The organism is Agromyces sp. SYSU T00194 (assembly GCF_040496035.1).
Lineage (GTDB): Bacteria > Actinomycetota > Actinomycetes > Actinomycetales > Microbacteriaceae > Agromyces > Agromyces chitinivorans.
Genome location: NZ_JBEPJZ010000001.1, coordinates 1,634,187 through 1,651,553, shown reverse-complemented (window position 1 = coordinate 1,651,553; position 17,367 = coordinate 1,634,187). Strand labels below are relative to the sequence as shown.

The window sequence follows — 17,367 nt, the reverse complement described above, 5'->3', positions numbered from 1 at the left end:
CATCCCCCGATCGGTGGATGCCGGAAATCCCGCTCCCGGGCGCTACCGGGGTCGTCCCGGCGCTGCCACCGTGGAAGCATGAACGAGACGGATGCCGCGGGACGCGGCCGAGACGCAGGACCCGCGCTGTACGTGCGGGGCCTCACCAAGCACTACGGGTCCGTCGCCGCGGTCGACGACATCAGCTTCGAGATCGCGCGCGGCGAGACCTTCGCGCTGCTCGGGCCCAACGGCGCGGGCAAGTCCACCACCATCGAGATCCTCGAGGGGTACCGCAGGCGCACCGGCGGCGAGGCATCCGTGCTGGGGGTCGACCCGGCGCACGGCAGGCTCGACTGGAAGGCCCGGCTCGGCATCGTGCTGCAGTCGACCGGCGAGGCCGGCGCCTACACCGTGCGCGAGCAGCTCGCCCACTTCGCCGGGTTCTACCCGAACCCGCGCGACGTCGACGAGGTGATCGCCGCCGTCGGGCTCGAGCACAAGGCCAAGACCCGCATCGCGAAGCTCTCCGGCGGGCAGCGACGGCGCGTCGACGTGGCGCTCGGCATCGTCGGGCGGCCCGAGCTGCTCTTCCTCGACGAGCCGACCACGGGCTTCGACCCGCAGGCCCGGCGCGACTTCTGGACCCTCATCCGCGACCTGAAGCGCGAGGGCACGACCATCCTGCTCACCACGCACTACCTCGACGAGGCGGCGCAGCTGAGCGACCGGGCGGGCGTCATCGCCGGCGGGAAGCTGGTCGACATCGGGGCCATCGACGAGATCGGCGGCGCCGAGGCGCGCGTGCCGATCGTGCGCTGGCGCGAGGCCGACGGCACGGCGCGCGAGGAGCGCACCGACCGACCGGGCGCGCTCGTGGCCGAGATGGTGCAGCGCATGGGACGCGAGCCCGTCGGGCTCGAGGTCGTGCGCCCGAGCCTCGAGGACATCTACCTGGAGCTCGTCGGCGAGGCCGCCGAGCACTCGCACGACCAGACCGAGGAGGTCGCGGCATGAGCATCATGACCACCGGCGCGTCGCGCGTCGGCTACGAGACCAAGGGGTACTTCCGCACCCCCGACGCCGTGTTCTTCACCTTCCTGTTCCCGGTGGTGATGCTGGCGATCTTCGCGACCGCCTTCAGCTCCATGGGCGACATCACCCCCGGCCCCGGCGCGGAGGGCGTGAGCTTCGCGGCCTACTACCTGCCCGGCCTGCTCGCCGCGGGCCTGCTGCTCTCGGGCGTGCAGAACCTGGCGGTCGACATCGCGGGCGAGAAGGGCGACGGCACCCTCAAGCGCCTCGGGGGCACCCCGCTGTCGCCGATCGCCTTCTTCATCGGCAAGATGGGCCAGGTCTTCGTGACCGGCGTGCTGCAGGCCGCCCTGCTGCTGTCGGTGTCGGCGCTCGTCTTCGGCGTGCAACTGCCCACCGAGCCCGCGAAGTGGGCCACCTTCGCCTGGGTGTTCGTGCTCGGCATCGCCACCTCGGCGCTGCTCGGCGTGGCCCTCTCGTCGGTGCCACGCTCGGCCAAGTCCGCGACCGCGGTCGTCATCCCGATCGTGCTGGTGCTGCAGTTCATCTCGGGCGTGTACCTGCAGTTCTACCAACTGCCCGAGTGGATGCAGAACATCGCGAGCATCTTCCCGCTGAAGTGGATGGCCCAGGGCATGCGCGCCGTGTTCCTCCCCGAGGACTTCGAGGTACTCGAGCAGAACGGCGTCTGGGACCTCGGCGGCGTGGCGATCGCGCTGCTCATCTGGCTGGTCGTCGGACTCGTGATCTCGCGGGTGACGTTCCGCTGGATCCGCCGCGACGCGTGACAGGCTGAGCACATGGGCGGACAGCGCTGGTGGGACCTCGCGGCGGCGGCCACGGCCGTCGCCGCGGCGGTCTTCGCGCTCGTCGACCCGCCGTACGGCACGGGCGACGGGGTCGCACTGGCGGCGATCGGCGCCTTCCTGGTGATCTACCTCGCGTGGGCCCGGCGATACCTCGCCGGCCCCTCGATGCTGGGCCACGCCGGCCCGACGGCCGCGTTCTCGGTGGTGCTCGCGGTGGGCGTCTCGTTCGAGCCGTCGTTCGCCGTGATGCAGGCGTTCATCTACCCGTTCGCGTGGTGGACCGCCGCGACCGTGCGCCTCGCGGTCGTCAGCAACATCCTCCCGGCGATCGCCGTCGTCGTCGGCTACGCGATCCGCGCCGGCCTCGACGGCCTGCTCTCGGGCCTCGGCATCGCGGTGATCTCGCTCACCGGCAGCCTCGCGCTGGGCTTCTGGATCTCGCGCATCGCCGCGTACGGCGCCGAGCGCGCGCGACTCCTCGACGAGCTGCAGGCCGCGCAGGGCGAGCTGGCCGCGATGCACCGCGACGCGGGCGTCTCTGCGGAGCGCGAGCGACTGGCCCGCGAGATCCACGACACCATCGCGCAGTCGCTGACGGGCCTGGTCATGGTCGCGCAGCGCACGCGGGGGCAGCTCGCGCGCGGGTCGGCGGACGGCGTCGCGACGGCGGCATCCGATGCGGAGCTCATCGAGCAGATGGCACGCGACGCGCTCACCGAGGCCCGGTCGCTCGTCGCGTCGATGGCGCCCGTGCGGGTCGAGTCGACGTTCGCCGAGGCCCTGGAACGACTCGGGCAGCGCTTCGGCCGCGAGACCGGCGTCGCGGTGCAGACGGCGGCGGATGCCCCGGGCCTCGACCGCGAGCTCGAGGTCGTGCTGCTGCGCTGCGCGCAGGAGGGGCTGGCCAACGTGCGCAAGCACGCACGCGCCACGCGGGCGTCGATCGAGGTCGCCGCGAGCGCGCGCGAGGTCGTGCTCACGGTGCTCGACGACGGCGTCGGCCCGGGCGAGGATCCCGGTGCCGCGGGCGGTTTCGGGGTCGCCGGCATGCGCGACCGGGTGGCGCTCGTCGGCGGCACCCTGCAGATCGAGCCCGGTCCGGCGGGCGGCACCGCGCTCACGGTGACCGTGCCGCTCGGGGCCGCGACGCCGGAGGCGGCACACGACCCGGAGGCGGCCCGGTGATCCGCATCCTGGTGGCCGACGACCACCCCATCGTGCGCGGCGGACTCGCCGGCATGCTCGCCGCACTCGACGACGTCGAGGTCGTCGGCGAGGCGTCGGACGGGCTCGAGGCGGTGCGCCTCGCGGCGGAGCACGCCCCCGATCTCGTGCTCATGGACCTGCGCATGCCCGGCCTCGACGGCGCCGGGGCGACCGAGCGCATCCTCGCGGCAGCGGCCGACACGGGCGCGGCGACCCGGGTGCTCGTGCTCACGACCTACGAGACCGACGATCACATCATCGGCGCGATCGAGGCCGGCGCCTCGGGCTACCTGCTGAAGGCCGCCCCGCAGGACGAGATCGTCGCGGGCGTGCGCGCCGTCGCCGCCGGCGAGACCGTGCTGGCACCCTCGATCGCCGCCAAGCTCGTGGCCCGCGTGCGCACGGGCGCCGGCCCCGCGGCATCCGACCCGCCCGCGCTCTCACCGCGCGAGCTCGAGGTGCTGCGCCTCGTCGCGGACGGCCGCAGCAACCCCGCGATCGCCGCCGAGCTGTTCATCGGCGAGGCCACCGTGAAGACCCACCTGCAGCACGTCTTCGAGAAGCTCGACGTCTCCGACCGCACCCGCGCGGTCACGCGCGCCATGGAGCTGGGCCTCCTGTGAGCGGGTCCCTGCGCTCGGAGATCCGCCGCGTGCGGCTCATCCCGCGGTCGATCCGCCGGGCCGACTCGCGGTTCGCCGCGCGGCTGAACCGCAGCCATGCGCACCCGGCGGCCGACCGGGCCTGGGTGCGGCTGTCGCACGCGGCCGATCGCGGGCGGCTGTGGTTCGCGATCGCGGCGGGGCTCGCGATCTTCGGGCGCCGCCGGGCGGCCCTGCGCGGGGTGCTCTCGCTCGCGGCGGCGAGCACGGTCGCGAACCTCGTCGGCAAGCAGGTGTTCGGCGGCGAGCGGCAGCTGCTGAAGGACATCCCGGTCGGGCGGCGGCTGGCCGCGCAACCCACGTCGGCGTCGTTCCCGTCGGGGCACTCGGCGAGCGCCGCGGCGTTCGCGACGGGCGTCGCACTGGAGGCGCCGCGCGCGGGGCTCGCCATCGCGCCGGTCGCGGCATCCGTCGCCTACTCGCGGCTGCACACCGGCGCCCACTGGCTCTCCGACGTGGTCGCGGGCGTCGGCATCGGGGCGGGGCTCGCGCTGATCGGCGGGCTCGTCGTGCCACCGCGACCGGCGCCCGCGCCGCCCGTGGCGCACGGCCCGCGCGTCGACCTGCCCGCGTCGCCCACGGGCGAGGGCGTGCTGGTCGTCGTGAACCCGTCGTCGGGGCGGGCGGTCGTCCGCGCCGACCCGGTGCGGGCGCTGACCCGGCGGCTGCCCGACGCGACGCTGCTCGAGCTCGACCGGGTGGACGACCTCGACCCCGCCGTCGACGCGGCCCTCGCGGGCGACGCCCCGCCGCGCATCCTCGGCGTGGTCGGCGGCGACGGCACGGTCGCGCGCGTCGCGGGCATCGCCCGGCGCACCGGCCTGCCGCTGCTCGTCGTGCCCGGCGGCACGTTCAACCACTTCGCCCGCGCGGCCGGGCTCGACTCGGCGGCCGACGCGATCGACGCGGTGCAGGCCGGCACGGGGGTGCGCACGGATGCCGCCGAGCTGACGTTTGCCGACGAGTCACCCGTCACGGTGCTGAACTCCGCCTCGGTCGGCATCTACCCGGGCTTCGTGCTCGAGCGCGAGCGGCGGGAGCCGGCGATCGGCAAGTGGCCGGCGGCCCTGGTCGCCGCATGGAAGGTGCTCGGCCGCGCCGAGCCGATCGCGCTCGAGGTCGACGGGCGGCCGATGCGGGTCTGGACGCTCTTCACGAGCGTGGGCGGCAGCGACCCCGTCACGCTGGCGCCGCTCGCGCGACACCGCCTCGCCGACGGCGCGCTCGGCGTGCGCATCCTGCGCGCCGGCACGCGCACCGGCGCGGTCGCGTCGCTCTCCTTCGGCCGGCGCACGAGCGCGGTGCTGCGCACCCTCCGCCTGCTGCCCGAGCAGATCGAGGCGTTCGACGCGCGCGAGCTCGTGGTCGACGTCTTCCCGGCGCCCGGCCGACCGCACGGCTTCGCGCACGACGGCGAGGTCGCCGAGGACCCGGGCGCGGCGCTGCCCGGCGCCGACCTGCTGCCCGCGCCGCGGTCGTACCGCACGCGCATCCGCGTGCTGCCGGGGGAACTGCGGGTGTACGCGCGCACCCGCCAGGCCGACGGCTCCGCCGTCAGTTCCCGCGGCGGTCGATGACCAGCAGGCTGCTCGTCGCCGTGGCGAGGGCGTCGCCGGCGGGGTCGAACAGCTCGGCCTCGGTGAAGATGACGCGGCGGCCGCCCTTGACCACGCGGCCCACCGCGCGCAACGGCTCGGTCGTCGGCATGATCGGGCGCAGGTAGCCGACCTGCAGGTCGATCGAGGTGTAGCCGACGCCTGCGGGGAGCGTGGTCTGGCCCGCGCATCCGGCGACCGTGTCGAGCACGGTGCAGGCCAGGCCGCCGTGCACCACGCCAAGCGGGTTCAGGTGCCGCGCGTGCGGGGTCACGTCGAACTCCACGGTGCCCTCCCCCACCAGGCGGAGGTCCATGGCCATCGTCGCGGCCATGGGCGGCGGCGGAATGCGCCCGGCCCGGATGCCCTCGAGGTAGTCGAACCCGCTCAGCTCGGGCAGCGACGCGAGGCCGATCGCGGGATCGGCCCACTCGAGGGTCGCATGTTCGGTGGGCCATGCCTCGTGGGTCATGCGACCACGGTAGTGGCTCGGCGTACCGAATCCGGGTCAGGCGTACTCGGGGTCGGGCTGGTCGGCCCGCAGCAGGCCCGCTGCAGGCACGGGCAGCACCGCGGACGCCTCGGCCTCGTCGTCACCGGGATAGGCGAGCCGAACGACGCACTCCTCGGTGCCCGACTCGGCGATGACGACCGGTCGCCACTCCCAGGCGTCCTCGGGCTCCGCGGCGTCGAGGCGCTCCCGGTCGAGCGACTCGGGCAGTCGGCACCACCAGCGCGCGTCGAGCACGTCGAGGCCGTGCGCATCGAGCGCCATGCGCGCCACCCCCGGCCCCGTGACCTCGCCGAGCGCGGTGCCCACGAGTGTCATCGCGACGACCGGCCCCTCCTCGTCGACGCTCGTCATGCGGGAGACACCGTCGACGGGTGCGAGGTAGCCGACGAGTTCGTCGTCGTTGGAACGGTGGTGGGGCTGCCAGTGCTGGGGGATCACCCGAGGCACCCTACCCGGCTGCTCACATGAGCGCACATCGATGCCCACGCATGCTCCGTCCGGAACGTGCGCGTGCCGACCCCGGGACGCGCCCGCGCCACGACCGCGGCACGAGCCAGCGAGGGCTACGCGCCGTCGGCGCCCGACGCCTGCTCGACCAGCGACTGCTCGAGCCGGATGCGCCGGTCGATGAGCACCGCGAGCCGCGCCGCTGCGGCCGACCTCCGCCGGCGCGCGATGATCCAGCCGCCGACGCCGGCGACCCCGGCGACGACGGCGACGGCGAACGCGCCGAACGCGATGCCGGGGTACTCGCCCTCGATCAGGAGGACGATGAGCGCGAGCGCGGCGAGCAGCGCGATGACGAGGCCGCTGAACCAGCCGATCGCGATGGTGCGGTTGGCGGCATCCGCCTCGGCCGGCCAGAACGCGCGCGCGAGGCCCCGTTCGCGACGTGCGGGGTCGGCCGCCGCCAGCCACGCGGCCGCCGCGCGACGACGCTGCACGGCGCGGAGGTCGGCGCCGATGCTCCACGACAGCGTTCCCGCGAGCCCCGCGACGAGCCCGGCGAGCACCCAGCCGACGACCGCCGCGTGGGTGCCGCCCTCGGTGCGCGCTCCCGTCGTGGTCTCGACGACGACCCCCGCGATCAGCCCGCCCGCGAAGGCGAGCGCCCCCAGCACGACGACGAGCACGCCGACCACCAGGGCGCGGGTCGGCGCGGGCGACAGCGCCGCGATGGTGCTCCGCGCATCGGCCTCGTCGGCGTCGAGGTCGGCGAGGTGCTCCTCGGGCACGGGCTCGGGATCGGGCTCCGGCACGGGTCCCGGTTCGGTGACGGCGCGTCGGGCCTCGGCCGGGTCCACCGTCGGCGCCGCAGCGGGCTCCCTCCGCGCGTCCGGGACGGGCGCACCGGGATCGCCCGCGTCGTCGGCGGTGCCGATCAGCTCGTCCAGCTCGGCGAGGAGGAGCTCGCGACCCGCGGGGTGCGCACCACGGTCGCCCTGGAGGTTCGCGGCGATCGCGGCCTGCCGGTCGGTGAGCCCGCCGTCGTCGGGCACGGCGATCGGCGCGAGCGCGATCACCTCGCGAAGGGCGCGGGCACCCGACTCGTCGAGGCCGCGGAGCGGTCGCCCGGCCACCAGCACGCGGGCGGACGGGCCGTCGGAGGAGTGGAGGCGATAGGTGAGGTACGCCGCGCTCGGTGAGATCTCCGCGCGCCGGGTCACCCGATCGATCGTGGCGATCGACACCTCGGCGCTGCCCAGTCGCACCAGGTGACGCTCCAGGTCGATCACGACCGGCGGGAACAGCACGCGCACGACGAGCGCGGCGGCGGCGAGCACGGCGGCGACGAGGAGCGGCACGACGATGAACCGATTGCCCGGAACGAGCAGGCCCAGGACGAACCCGAGCAGGATCGCGGCGAACCAGACCATCGGCGAGCGGAGCAGGGGCAGGCGGAGTGTCACGGGCACCCGGCCATCCTCCCCCATTCGGGTGACAGGAACGGGACTGTCCACACCGGATCGGCCCGTCGTCGAGCCACGGCGGGCGGATCGGCCCGTGGTCGACCCCGTGGTCGGTCCCTCGGCGCGGCTCAGCCCGTGTTCTGCAGGCCCGCCGCGATGCCGTTCACGGCGAGCAGCAGCAGGCGGTGGTGCTCGTCGGTCGGGTCGCGCTCCTCCTCCTGGCGCACCGCGCGCAATGCGCGCAGCTGCAGCAGCGAGAGGGCGTCGACGTAGGGACTGCGCAGGCGCACCGCGCGACCGAGCACGGGGCGGTCCTCGAGCAGCGCATCGTTGCCGCTCACGCGCAGCACCTGCGCGCGGGTGAGATCCATCTCGTCGAGCACGAGCGCGGCGAGGTCGTCGCGATCGCCCAGGGCGAGGTAGCGCTCGGCGAGGCGCCGGTCGGTCTTCGCGAGCGACATCTCCACGTTCGAGATCATCGAGTGGAACAGCGGCCAGCGCTCGTACGCGTCGCGGAGCACGGCGTCGTCCTCGATCGCGGCGAGCGCCGCGCCGAGCCCGAACCAGCCCGTGAGGTTGATGCGCGCCTGCGTCCACGAGAACACCCACGGGATGGCCCGCAGGTCCTCGAGCGACTCGACCGACAGGCCGCGGCGTGCGGGCCGCGAGCCGAGCGCGAGCAGGCCGACCTCCTCCATCGGCGTGACCTGCGCGAACCACGGGGCGAAGCCCTCGGCCTTCACCAGGTCGAAGAAGCGCTTGCGCGAGACCCGGTCGAGGTCGGCGGCGAGCGGCTCGAAGTCGGCCTTCGCGGTGGCGTTCCGCCGCTCGTTCGCGGGGCTCGACGCGAGCAGCGTAGCCGCGGCCATCTGCTCGATGTGCCGCACCGCGATGGTCGGGTCGCCGTAGTGGGCGAAGATGACCTCGCCCTGCTCGGTGAGCTTGAAGCGGCCCTGCACCGAGCCGGGCGGCTGGGCGAGCACGGCCTCGTTGGCCGGACCGCCGCCGCGGCCGAGCGCACCGCCGCGACCGTGGAACAGGGTGAGCTCGATGTCGTTGCGCTCGGCCCAGGCCGCGATGCGCGCCTGCGCGTCGTGCAGGGCGAGGGTCGCCGAGACCGGGCCGACGTCCTTCGACGAGTCGGAGTACCCGAGCATGACCTCGAGCTGCCGACCGGTCGCCTCGAGGCGCGCCCGCACCTGCGGGATCTCGATCATCGCGTCGAGGATGTCGGTCGACGCGTCGAGGTCGGCGAACGTCTCGAACAGCGGGATCGCGTCGATCACCGGCTGCTCGTCGGGCCCGAGCGCGGCCTCGGCGAGCGCGAAGACGTTGGCGATGTCATCGGCCGACTGCGTGAACGACACGATGTAGCGGCGGGCGGCGTTCACGCCGTAGCGGCGCTGCAGCGAGGCGATCGTGCGGTAGACCGACAGCACCTCCTCGGTCATCTCGGCCAGGCCGCCACCCGATCGCACGTCGGCGAGCGCGTCGCGGTGCACCTTCGAGTGCTGGCGCACCTCGAGCTCGGCGAGGTGGAAACCGAACGTCTCGACCTGCCAGATGAGGTGCTGCAGCTCGCCGTTCGCGCTGCGTGCGGCGCCGGCGGCGACCAGCGAGTCCTGGATGACCCGGAGGTCGGCGAGCAGCTCGTCGGGCGCGCCGTACGCGAGGTCGGCGTCGCGCTGGCGCGTGCCGGCGATGCGCTCGGCCACGACGAGCAGCGCCTTGCGGTGCGGCTCGTTCGGGGCACGGGTGCCGATCTGGGTGGCGAGCTCGTCGGCGAGCGACTGCTGCCGGCGCGACAGCTCGGCGAGCGCGGCATCGGGCGGGGTGTCGCCGGAGTCGAGCGTGAGCGAGCGGCCGATGCGCGTCGCGGCGCGCTCGAGGCCCAGCAGCACGTGCTCCGACGCGATCGCGGCGGCGGCCTTGGTGGTCGACGCGGTGACGTAGGGGTTGCCGTCGCGGTCGCCGGCGATCCACGTGCCCAGGCGCAGGAACGGCACGGCCGCCACGGGGCGCGCGCCGGCGTCGGGGCCGAGCAGCGCGTCGTCGAGCAGGCGGTAGACGCGCGGCACGGCCTCGAACAGCGTCTGGTCGAACACGTTCATGACCGTGCGCACCTCGTCGAGCGGGGTGGGCCGCGTCATGCGCAGCGGCGACGTGCGCCAGAGGATGTCGATCTCCTCCAGCATCCGCCGCTCGGACTCGGCGTGGGCCGGGGTGCCGTCGACGGCGAGGTGCAGCTTCGAGAGCTGGTCGGCGACGCGACGGATGCCCGAGGCGACCGCCCGTCGCCGGGCCTCCGTCGGGTGCGCGGTGAAGACGGGGTGGAAGCGCAGCTCGCGCAGCCGGCGGTTCGCCTCGTCGTCGCCGACCTCCTCCGCGAGCAGCGACAGGGCGCCGGGGATCGAGTCGGCCGCGGCATCCGCCCCACCCGCCTGGCGCTCGCGCAGCACGCGCACACGGTGGTGCTCCTCGGCGAGGTTCGCGAGGTGGAAGTACACGGTGAACGCGCGGGCGACCTGTTCGGCACGCTCCATCTCGAGCCCGGCGACGAACGCCTCCGCGTCGGCCAGGGCGGTCGCGTCGCCGTCGTAGGCGCGGATAACGAGGCCGCGCAGGTGCTCGACGTCGGCCAGCAGCGCTTCGCCGCCGGCCTCGCGCAGCACGCGTCCGAGCAGCTCCCCGAGGAGGCTGACGTCGGCGCGCAGCGCGCGATCGACCGCCTCGGTCGCCTGGGCGCGGCCGGACTGCAGGGTATCGGTGTCCATGGTGCTCACCCTTCGACGCTACCGGCGGAGTGTGACCGGCACGTTACCGGCCGGACGCGAGACGTCACGCGCGGGGCTCAGAGCTCGGTGCCCACGAGCACGGGCTCCGGCTCCAGGAGGATGCCGAACTCGGCCTGCACGCGGCTGCGCACGAACCTCGCGAGCTGCACGAGCTCGTCGGCGCTCGCCCCGCCGCGGTTGGTCAGCGCCAGCGTGTGCCTGCTCGAGACCGCCGCATGCGAGCCCGGCAGCGCGAACCCGCGGTGGATGCCGCTGTGCTCGATGAGCCACGCGGCCGAGAGCTTCACCTGCACCTCGCCGGCGGGCTCGGCGGCGTCGGGTTCGGCGGCGGATGCCTCGGCCTCGGCCTGGTGCGCGAGGAACTGGTCGAGCGGGCTCTCGTCGAGGCCCGTGAGCGGCACCACCTCGGGCGGCGTCTCGGGCTCGACGTACCAGCGCGGGGCGTCCGACGGCATCGTGCGGGCGACGTGCTCGGTGACGATGGGGTTGGTGAAGAACGACCCGGCGCTCCAGGAGTCGTGGTCGTCGGGGTCGAGCACCATGCCCTTCGAGGCGCGCAGTGCCAGCACGGCGGAGCGCACCTGCTCGACCGGCACGCGGTCGCCGAGCTGCACGCCGAGGGCGTTCGCGAGCTGCGCGTAGGCGATCGGCACGCCGAGCGCGCCGCCCAGCACGTCGCGCTCGGGCGCCGTGTCGTGCAGCTCGAGCTCGACCGCGGTGACGATGCCGCGGAGGCCCTGCTTCAGCACCGACGTGCGGTAGCCGAGCTCGAGCTCGTCGGCGGTCATGCGACGGGGCGCGTCGGCGTCCTCCTCGAGGAAGTCGATCGCGACGAGCACGGAGACGAGCTCCTGCCCGTACGCCCCGATGTTCTGCACGGGCGCCGCGCCGACGCTGCCCGGGATGCCCGACAGCGCCTCGATGCCCGACCAGCCGCGGGAGACCGTGTACGCGACGAGGTCGTCCCACCGCTCGCCGGCCTGCACCCGCAGGTGCACGGTGTTCGGCTCGCCGCCGGCGCGGGTCGCGATGCCCGTGGTCGCAACGCGGATGACCGTGCCCGGCACGCCGTCGTCGCCGACGAGCAGGTTCGACCCGCCGCCGAGCGCGAGCCACGGCCCGCCCGCCTCCCACGTCTCGCGGGCGAGCGCGACGAGCTCGTCCTCGGTCGTCGCGGTCACCATGCGCGCCGCCGGCCCGCCGACGCGCAGCGTCGTCAGCTCGCTGAGCGGCAGGGCGTCGCCGCCCTGCGCGGGCGATGACGTCGCGGCATCCGTCACGCCAGCCGCACCTGCACCTGGGCCTTGCCGAGCACGGTGGACCCGGCGGCGCTCACCGTGAGGTCGATGCGCGCAGTGCCCGCCTCGGCGTCGAGCTGGCCGACCTTCGCGACGATCGACAGCTCGGCGCCGTCGGCGGGGTCGACCACGACGGGGCGCGTGAAGCGCACCTGGTAGTCGGCCACGCGGCCGGGGTCGCCCGCCCAGTCGACGACCGGCTGCACGGCGATGCCCATGGTGAGCATGCCGTGGGCGAGCACGCCCGGCAGCCCGACCGATGCGGCGACGTCGTCGCGGTAGTGGATGGGGTTGAAGTCGCCGGACGCCCCGGCGTAGCGCACGAGCGCGTCGCGCGTGATCGGCACGGTGCGCTCGGCGACCACGTCGCCCACGGCGAGCGCGGCGAGGTCGGGCGTCGCGGGTGCGGCGGCGGATGCGGCGGTCATGCGTCCCCTCCCCGCACGACGAGCGACGAGATCGCCGTGACGACGTGCGCGCCCGCGGCATCCGTCATCGTCGACTCGGCGGTGACCATGGCGTTGCCGCCGAGCGTCTTCACGCTCGTGACCGCGAGCTGCGCGGTCAGCTCGTCGCCCGCGACGACCGGGCGCGAGTAGCTGAAGCGCTGGTCGCCGTGCACGACTCGGCTGAAGTCGATGCCGGCGTCGGGCTCGGCGAGCAGCTGCGCGAGCGTGTGCTCCTGCACGACGACCGGGAACGTCGGCGGGGCGACCACGTCGGCGTGGCCGGCCGCGCGCGCGGCCTCGGGGTCGAAGTGGATCGGGTTCGTCGCGAACACGGCGCGCGCGAACTCGCGCACCTTCTCGCGACCGACGAGGTAGGGCTCGGTGGGCGCGAACTCGCGGCCCAGCAGCTCGGGGTTCACTGACACCCCGACAGTCTACGGGTGGAGGTTCGCGCGCCCCCGGGTCAGGCGGGGATCAGCGTGTACTTCGTCGAGAGGTACTCGTGGATGCCCTCGAACCCGCCCTCGCGGCCGAGGCCCGACGCCTTGACGCCGCCGAACGGCGCCGCCGCGTTCGACACGACGCCCGCGTTCAGGCCCATCATGCCGGTGTCGAGCCGGTCGATCATGCGGTGCCCGCGCGCGAGGTCCTGCGTGAACACGTACGACACCAGGCCGTACTCGGTCGCGTTGGCGAGCCGCACGGCCTCGTCCTCGTCGGCGAAGGTCGTGATGCCGAGCACCGGCCCGAAGATCTCCTCCGCCAGCAACCGCGAGCCGGGTGCGACGCCCGCGAGCACGGTCGGCGCGAAGAACGAGCCGGGGCCGCCGGATGCCTCGCCGCCGGCGAGCACCGTCGCGCCGCGCCCGACCGCGTCGGCCACCAGCTCGCCCGTCGTGGCGACGGCGCGCTCGTCGATGAGCGGCCCGATCTGCACGCCGTCCTCGGTGCCGCGGCCGACGCGCATCGCGCGCACCCGCTCGGCGACCCGGGCCGCGAACACGTCGGCGACCGACTCGTGCACGATGAACCGGTTGGCGGCCGTGCAGGCCTGCCCGATGTTGCGGAACTTCGCGAGCATCGCGCCGTCGACGGCCTTGTCGAGGTCGGCGTCCTCGAAGACCACGAACGGGGCGTTGCCGCCGAGCTCCATCGACACCCGCAGCACACCGTTCGCGGCCTCGCGCAGCAGCGCCTGCCCGACGGGCGTCGAGCCGGTGAAGGAGAGCTTGCGCAGGCGCGGGTCGGCGATGATCGGCGACGACACCGCCGACGAGCGCGAGGTCGTGATGACGTTCACCACGCCGCCGGGCAGGCCCGCCTCCTCGAGCAGGGCGACGAACGCGAGCGTCGTGAGCGGGGTGAGCGCGGCGGGCTTCACGACCACGGTGCAGCCGGCCGCCAGCGCGGGCGCGATCTTGCGGGTCGCCATGGCGAGCGGGAAGTTCCACGGGGTGATCAGGAAGCAGGGGCCGACGGGCCGCTGCGAGACGACCATGTGGCCGGTGCCCTCGGGGTTCAGCCCGTAGCGGCCGTGGATGCGCACGGCCTCCTCGCTGAACCAGCGCAGGAACTCGCCGCCGTAGGTCACCTCGCCGCGCGCCTCGGCGAGCGGCTTGCCCATCTCGAGGGTCATCAGCAGCGCGAAGTCGTCGGCGCGCTCCTGCAGCAGGTCGAACGCCCGGCGCAGGATCTCGGCGCGCTGCCGCGGGGCGGTCGCCGCCCACGAATCCTGCGCGGCGACGGCCGCGTCGAGCGCGCGTGCGCCGTCCTCGACGCTCGCGTCGGCGATGTGCACGAGCACCTCGCCGGTCGACGGGTCGTGCACGGGCAGCGTGGCGCCGCCCGACGCCTCGACCCACTCGCCGCCGATCGACAGGCGGGTCGGGATGCCGGCGAGCAGTGCGGCCTCGCGCGTGGCGGTGGCGCTCATGCCTGCACCTCCTCGGTCGCGGCGGCCAGGGCGTCGGCGACCACGCCCAGCCCTTCGAGCAGGAGCGCGTCGGAGATCGTCAGCGGCGGGAGGAAGCGGATGACGTTCCCGTACGTCCCGCAGGTGAGCACGACCACGCCCTGCGCGACCGCCGAGGCGGCGATGCGCGACGTCAGCGCCGCGTCGGGGGCGCCCGTCACCGGGTCGACGAGTTCCATCGCGACCATCGCGCCGCGTCCGCGCACGTCGCCGACGCGCGGGTCGGCGGCCTGCAGCTCGGCGAGGCGACCGAGCAGCACCTCGCCGATGGCGGCGGCGCGCTCGACGAGGCCGTCCTGCTCGTACGCCTCGATCGCGGCGAGCGCGGCGGCGCAGGCGAGCGGGTTGCCGCCGTAGGTGCCGCCGAGTCCGCCCGGGTCGGACGCGTCCATGATCTCGGCGCGGCCGGTGACGGCGGCGAGCGGCAGGCCGCCCGCGATGCCCTTCGCGGTCACGACGAGGTCGGGCACGACGCCCTCGTGCTCCATCGCGAACATCGCGCCGGTGCGGCCGAACCCGGTCTGCACCTCGTCGGCGATGAAGACCACGTCGTTGGCGCGCGCCCAGTCGGCGAGCGCCGGCAGGAAGCCCTCGGCCGGCACGATGAACCCGCCCTCGCCCTGGATCGGCTCGATGATGAGCGCGGCGAGGTTCTCGGCCCCGATCTGCTTCTCGATCTGGAGGATGGCCCGTGCCGCCGCATCCGCCCCGCTCAGCCCGCCGTCGCGGAACGGGTACGACAGCGGCGCCCGGTACACCTCGGGGGCGAACGGGCCGAACCCGTGCTTGTACGGGATGTTCTTGGCGGTGAGGCCCATGGTGAGGTTGGTGCGTCCGTGGTAGGCGTGGTCGAACGCGACGACGGCCTGCTTGCGGGTGGCCCGGCGGGCGATCTTCACCGCGTTCTCGACGGCCTCGGCGCCCGAGTTGAACAGCGCGCTGCGCTTGGCGTGGTCGCCCGGGGTCAGGCGGTTCAGCGCCTCGGCGACCGACACGTAGCCGTCGTAGGGGGCGATGGTGAAGCAGGTGTGCGTGAACGCCTCGAGCTGTCGGGAGACCGCGTCGACCACCCGAGGGTTGCTGTTGCCCACGCTCGTGACGGCGATGCCCGAGCCCAGGTCGATCAAGGAGTTGCCGTCGGCGTCGACCAGCACGCCGCCGCCCGCGGCCACCACGTGCACGGGGGCCGCGTGGCCGACGCCGCGTGCGACCGCCGCGGCCTTGCGGGCGAGCAGCTCCGACGAGCGGGGCCCGGGGATCGACGTGGCCAGGCGCCGCTGCTGCGGCAGGGCCGGGCCGCCGACGGCGGCGGCGACCTCGGTGGAGCGGGGTTCGGCGAGGGTCATGGCGGACTCCTTCGGGTGGCGGGCGAGCGCGCACGGACGGCCGTCGGGTCGACGGGGCGGGTGCGCTGGTCCGATCGTAGGTTCCGCAACGCGTCGTCTGCGGTGTACGCAGCGTCCAATCCGCCCGATGAAGCTGGCCGCGATGTACAGTACGGATGCCCCCTGCCACGCGAGCGATCGGACCTGCGATGCATCCCACCCTGCGCACCCTGCTCGACCATCGCGAACTCGACCTGCGCCTCGTGGGCGACGAGGCGGCCCTGCGGACCGGGGCGCTCGACGCCCCGGTGGAATGGGCGCATGCGTCCGACCTCGCCGACCCGACGCCGTTCCTCGACGCGAGCGGGCTGCTGCTGACGACCGGCCGCCAGTTCGAGGGCGCCGACGCGGGGTTCGCCGACGCGTACGTCGCCCGGCTCGTCGACCGCGGGGTGGCGGGACTGGGCTTCGGCACCGAGGTGCTGCGCGACGGCACGCCCGACACGCTCGTCGCGGCGTGCGCGTCGCGCCGTCTCCCGCTCGTCGAGGTGCCCTACCCGACCCCGTTCATCGCGATCGCGCGCACGGTCGCCGCCGGCATCGCCGAGGAGGCGTACGCACGGCGCACCTGGGCGCTCGGGGCGCAGCGCGCGCTCGCCCTCGCGGCCCTCCGGCCCGACGGCCTGAGCGCCACGCTCGCCGAGCTCTCCCGCCAACTCGGCCAGTGGGTCGCGCTCGTCGGCGCGGGCGGCAGGGTCGACCGCGAGTACCCCGCGGGCGGGCTCGACGCCGCGGGCATCGAGGTCGTGCGCGACGGCGCGCGCGAGCTGCTCCGCCGCGGGCAGCGGGCGAGCGTGATCGTGCCGGTCGGCACCGACCGGGTGAGCCTGCACACGCTCGGCATCGGCGGGGCGCTCCGCGGCGTGCTCGCCGTCGGCGGTGCCGACCGGCTCGACCAGGCGGGGCGGGGCGTCATGACCGCGGTCATCGCCATGGCCGGCCTGGCACTCGAGCAGCACCGCCACCTCGACCGCGCCACGGGACTGCTGCGCACCGGGCTCCTGCACGCGATGCTGGCCGGCGACGTCGCGCTGCCCGACCGCATCGCGCGCGAGATGTGGGGCGCGCTGCCCGCCGGGCCCGTCCAGGTGGCCGTCGCGGCGGCCCCGGAGCCGGTGGGCGGGCTCGTCGAGTGGCTCGAGCTGCAGGTCGACACCCGCGAGGGCGCCCTGTTCTTCGCCTGCGACGACGACCGCGTGGCGATCTGCCTCGACCCCGCCGACCGCGCGCTCGTGGACGAGCTCGCACGGGCGTTCGGCGTCGCGGTCGGCGTCGCCGGGCCGGTCGCCTGGCACGACCTCGCCCGCGGACACGCCGAGGCGCGCCGCGCCCTGGACCGCGCGGCCGAGGCGCGCACCGCGAGCGTGGTCGAGTTCGACGACGTCGCGCGCCAGGGCGTGCTCGCCTACCTCGCACGCACCGATGCGCGCGACGTCGCGCGGGCCGCGCTCGATCCGCTCGTCGCCCACGATGCCGCGGAGGGCACCGCGCTCGTCGAGACCCTGCGCGCCTGGCTCGAGCGCAACGGGCAGTTCGACGCGGCGGCGCGCGCGCTCGGCGTGCACCGCCACACGGTGCGCGCCCGCGTGCAGCACGCGGAGCGCCTGCTCGGGCGCGACCTCTCCACGTTCCACGCCCGGGCGGACCTGTGGGCCGCGCTGCTGGCTGCGGATGCCGGCGCGGACGACGGCCCCGACGCGGACGCGGACGGGTCTGGCCGCGACGGAGCGCCCGGCGTACCCTGAGAGGCGGAGGGAT

At 74.8% G+C, this 17,367-nt stretch carries 15 protein-coding genes; 6 read left to right on the top strand and 9 right to left on the bottom strand.

Annotated features, from left to right (window positions below):
• Positions 1-78 precede the first annotated feature (78 nt).
• From ABZK10_RS07620 to ABZK10_RS07600, 5 genes are read left to right on the top strand one after another with little or no spacing between them, the layout of a single operon-like run.
• Positions 79-996, top strand: coding sequence for an ABC transporter ATP-binding protein (locus ABZK10_RS07620; protein ID WP_353808578.1), 918 nt, complete (start codon positions 79-81; stop codon positions 994-996).
• Positions 993-1,802 carry an ABC transporter permease gene (locus ABZK10_RS07615; protein ID WP_353808577.1) on the top strand — a complete coding sequence of 270 codons (810 nt, stop codon included), beginning with the start codon at positions 993-995 and terminating at the stop codon, positions 1,800-1,802. Before ABZK10_RS07620 ends, ABZK10_RS07615 begins: the two co-directional genes overlap by 4 nt.
• A 12-nt stretch (positions 1,803-1,814) precedes the next feature.
• A complete protein-coding gene (locus ABZK10_RS07610; protein ID WP_353808576.1) occupies positions 1,815-3,008 on the top strand; it encodes a sensor histidine kinase in 1,194 nt (397 codons plus the stop codon).
• Positions 3,005-3,652, top strand: coding sequence for a response regulator (locus ABZK10_RS07605; RefSeq protein WP_353808575.1), 648 nt, complete (start codon positions 3,005-3,007; stop codon positions 3,650-3,652). Before ABZK10_RS07610 ends, ABZK10_RS07605 begins: the two co-directional genes overlap by 4 nt.
• The gene (locus tag ABZK10_RS07600; protein WP_353808573.1) at positions 3,649-5,268 is read left to right on the top strand and encodes a bifunctional phosphatase PAP2/diacylglycerol kinase family protein; all 1,620 of its coding nucleotides are present in this window, start codon (positions 3,649-3,651) and stop codon (positions 5,266-5,268) included. Before ABZK10_RS07605 ends, ABZK10_RS07600 begins: the two co-directional genes overlap by 4 nt.
• Here ABZK10_RS07600 and ABZK10_RS07595 read toward each other — a convergent pair.
• The 9 genes from ABZK10_RS07595 to gabT all read right to left on the bottom strand — a co-directional run bounded on the left by ABZK10_RS07595 (position 5,246) and on the right by gabT (position 15,570).
• A complete protein-coding gene (locus ABZK10_RS07595) occupies positions 5,246-5,758 on the bottom strand; it encodes a PaaI family thioesterase (RefSeq protein WP_353808572.1) in 513 nt (170 codons plus the stop codon). The genes ABZK10_RS07600 and ABZK10_RS07595 overlap by 23 nt on opposite strands.
• 36 nt (positions 5,759-5,794) lie before the next feature.
• Entirely contained in the window at positions 5,795-6,238 is a 444-nt protein-coding gene (locus ABZK10_RS07590) for a hypothetical protein (protein WP_353808571.1), read from the bottom strand.
• A 125-nt stretch (positions 6,239-6,363) separates the two neighbouring features.
• Positions 6,364-7,716 (bottom strand): hypothetical protein, encoded by a 1,353-nt coding sequence (locus tag ABZK10_RS07585; RefSeq protein WP_353808570.1) that lies wholly within the window; start codon positions 7,714-7,716, stop codon positions 6,364-6,366.
• 122 nt (positions 7,717-7,838) lie between these two features.
• Positions 7,839-10,484: a phosphoenolpyruvate carboxylase gene (locus ABZK10_RS07580; protein ID WP_353808569.1), complete on the bottom strand. Its 2,646-nt coding sequence runs from the start codon at positions 10,482-10,484 to the stop codon at positions 7,839-7,841.
• A gap of 77 nt (positions 10,485-10,561) precedes the next feature.
• A complete protein-coding gene (locus ABZK10_RS07575; protein ID WP_353808568.1) occupies positions 10,562-11,785 on the bottom strand; it encodes a UDP-N-acetylmuramate dehydrogenase in 1,224 nt (407 codons plus the stop codon).
• A complete protein-coding gene (locus tag ABZK10_RS07570; RefSeq protein ID WP_353808566.1) occupies positions 11,782-12,231 on the bottom strand; it encodes a MaoC family dehydratase in 450 nt (149 codons plus the stop codon). Before ABZK10_RS07570 ends, ABZK10_RS07575 begins: the two co-directional genes overlap by 4 nt.
• Complete coding sequence (locus ABZK10_RS07565; protein ID WP_436408496.1) at positions 12,228-12,677, bottom strand: FAS1-like dehydratase domain-containing protein; 450 nt, start codon at positions 12,675-12,677, stop codon at positions 12,228-12,230. Before ABZK10_RS07565 ends, ABZK10_RS07570 begins: the two co-directional genes overlap by 4 nt.
• A 38-nt stretch (positions 12,678-12,715) precedes the next feature.
• The gene (locus ABZK10_RS07560; RefSeq protein WP_353808564.1) at positions 12,716-14,185 is read right to left on the bottom strand and encodes an NAD-dependent succinate-semialdehyde dehydrogenase; all 1,470 of its coding nucleotides are present in this window, start codon (positions 14,183-14,185) and stop codon (positions 12,716-12,718) included.
• On the bottom strand, positions 14,182-15,570 hold the full coding sequence (gene gabT / locus ABZK10_RS07555; RefSeq protein WP_353808563.1) for a 4-aminobutyrate--2-oxoglutarate transaminase: 1,389 nt from the start codon (positions 15,568-15,570) through the stop codon (positions 14,182-14,184). The genes ABZK10_RS07560 and gabT overlap by 4 nt, the downstream gene beginning before the upstream one ends.
• 188 nt (positions 15,571-15,758) lie before the next feature.
• On the opposite strand from gabT, the gene ABZK10_RS07550 reads away from it, so the two are divergent.
• On the top strand, positions 15,759-17,354 hold the full coding sequence (locus ABZK10_RS07550; protein ID WP_353808562.1) for a PucR family transcriptional regulator: 1,596 nt from the start codon (positions 15,759-15,761) through the stop codon (positions 17,352-17,354).
• Positions 17,355-17,367 lie beyond the last annotated feature (13 nt).

Bases quoted from the DNA above. Each gene is read 5' to 3' on its own strand.
- ABZK10_RS07620 (WP_353808578.1), top strand. From the start codon at position 79: ATGAACGAGACGGATGCCGCGGGACGCGGCCGAGACGCAGGACCCGCG.
- ABZK10_RS07615 (WP_353808577.1), top strand. From the start codon at position 993: ATGAGCATCATGACCACCGGCGCGTCGCGCGTCGGCTACGAGACCAAG.
- ABZK10_RS07610 (WP_353808576.1), top strand. From the start codon at position 1,815: ATGGGCGGACAGCGCTGGTGGGACCTCGCGGCGGCGGCCACGGCCGTC.
- ABZK10_RS07595 (WP_353808572.1), bottom strand. From the start codon at position 5,758: ATGACCCACGAGGCATGGCCCACCGAACATGCGACCCTCGAGTGGGCC.
- ABZK10_RS07580 (WP_353808569.1), bottom strand. From the start codon at position 10,484: ATGGACACCGATACCCTGCAGTCCGGCCGCGCCCAGGCGACCGAGGCG.
- ABZK10_RS07570 (WP_353808566.1), bottom strand. From the start codon at position 12,231: ATGACCGCCGCATCCGCCGCCGCACCCGCGACGCCCGACCTCGCCGCG.
- ABZK10_RS07560 (WP_353808564.1), bottom strand. From the start codon at position 14,185: ATGAGCGCCACCGCCACGCGCGAGGCCGCACTGCTCGCCGGCATCCCG.
- gabT (WP_353808563.1), bottom strand. From the start codon at position 15,570: ATGACCCTCGCCGAACCCCGCTCCACCGAGGTCGCCGCCGCCGTCGGC.
- ABZK10_RS07550 (WP_353808562.1), top strand. From the start codon at position 15,759: ATGCATCCCACCCTGCGCACCCTGCTCGACCATCGCGAACTCGACCTG.